We start from the raw sequence: 1,624 nt of genomic DNA on the forward strand, positions 1-1,624 counted from the left end.
CCCCGCCCCCCTGTCCGACCGCATCCCCCGGATCGAGAAGCCCGCTACAAACTGTTTCCGGCTGTGTGTCAGCGTGTTGCAGCTCCCCTTGCGAAATCGCAGCCCGCAGGATGTCGTCGAGCCCCGGCCGATGGGCCCGCACACGCGTCTCCGCCGGCGCACGCTCTCGGCATGCACTCCCAGCATTCCCGCAGCGGTGCCGTGGAAGAGGTAGGCGCGTTGGTCGAACCTCGTGGCCACCGCCCGGTCAGCGGATGCCGCGGATGCGGTATGCGCCCGCCAACGAGGCGATGCTCAGGGCCGATACGGCCAGCAGGTAGTAGCTCGGCGAGGTTTGGGAGCCGGTTGCCGTGATCAGTGCCGTGGCGATCGCGGGGGTGAAGCCGCCGAAGACGGCGACGGTGGTGTTGTAGCTGAACGCCAGCCCCGTCGCGCGCGCCTCCGCCGGGAAAGCGTCGGCCATCACCGACGGCAGTGCGCCGAAGTACGCCGCCTTCAGCAGGCCGAGGATCGTCATGCACAGCGCGAGGGCCAGGAAGGACGGTGCCCTGGTGAGCCAGATGAACAGCGGGACGGCGCTCAGGCCGATGAGGGCCGCGGCGGGGAGCATGATCCGCATCCGGCCGAAGCGGTCGGCGAGCAGTCCCACGACCGGGGTGCCGAGGGTGAGGATCACGCCGGTGATGAGCAGGGCAGTGAAGGACAGCGAGTCGTCCAGACCGAGCTCCTTGGTCGCGAAGGTGGGCATGTACTGCAGCGCGTAGTTGAGCGCGGTGGAGACCATCAGCGCTCCGCCGGCGATCAGGAGGCCGCCCCAGTGGTGGCGGAACACCGAACGGACGGGCGAGGGTTCCTCCTCGCGCTCCGGCCCCTTCGCCATCGCGGGCGACTCCTCGACATAGCGGCGTATGACAAAGCCGACCGGGCCGACCAGCAGGCCGAAGACGAACGGCACTCGCCAGCCCCAGGCGGTCATCTGGGCGTCTGACAGCGTCATGGTCAGGCCCGTGGCGAAAAGGGAGGCCATGAGAGTGGCGAGCCCCTGGCTGGCGAACTGAAAGCTGCCGAAGAAGCTCTTGCGCCGGTTGTTCTGCTCGACCAGGAAAGAGGTGGCGGCGCCGAACTCGCCACCGGCTGCGAAGCCCTGGATCAGCCGCGCGAGCACGATGCCCAGAGGTGCGAGGAACCCGAGGGTCGCGTAGCCGGGCATGAATGCCATCAGCAGGGTGCCCAGGACCATCAGCCGGATCGACAGCATCAGGGCCTTCTTGCGCCCCTGCCGGTCGGCGTACGAGCCGAGCAGCAGGCCGCCGATCGGGCGGACCAGATAGGTTATGCCGAACACGGCGAACGTCTGGATGAGTTGAATGCCGGGATTGTCGTCGGGGAAGAAGGTCTTGCCGATGTACGCCGCCATCAGGGCGTATATGGCGAGGTCGAAGAACTCCAGGGCGTTGCCGATCGTCGCTGCGGCTATCGCGCGCTTGGCGGACGCCCGTCTCGGGGGTGCGGCCGGGGGAGTTTCCGGCTCGGTGGGTTGAGGGGAGATTCCGGTCATCTCGGATCCTTCTGGCAGGCGCCGGGCCGACGGTCGTCAAGCCGAGCGGGGGAGGGGAGCGGGAGG

The 1,624-nt window shown here is 68.3% G+C and carries 1 protein-coding gene; it reads right to left on the minus strand.

Annotated elements, in window-relative coordinates; all coding sequences use genetic code 11:
- Positions 1-247 precede the first annotated feature (247 nt).
- A complete protein-coding gene (locus ITI46_RS34365) occupies positions 248-1,558 on the minus strand; it encodes an MFS transporter (RefSeq protein ID WP_209243968.1) in 1,311 nt (436 codons plus the stop codon).
- Positions 1,559-1,624 lie beyond the last annotated feature (66 nt).

Source organism: Streptomyces oryzae, from assembly GCF_017676365.1.
GTDB lineage: Bacteria > Actinomycetota > Actinomycetes > Streptomycetales > Streptomycetaceae > Streptomyces > Streptomyces oryzae.

Excerpts from the sequence above, each read along its gene's own strand:
- ITI46_RS34365 (WP_209243968.1), bottom strand. The coding sequence starts at position 1,558 with ATGACCGGAATCTCCCCTCAACCCACCGAGCCGGAAACTCCCCCGGCC.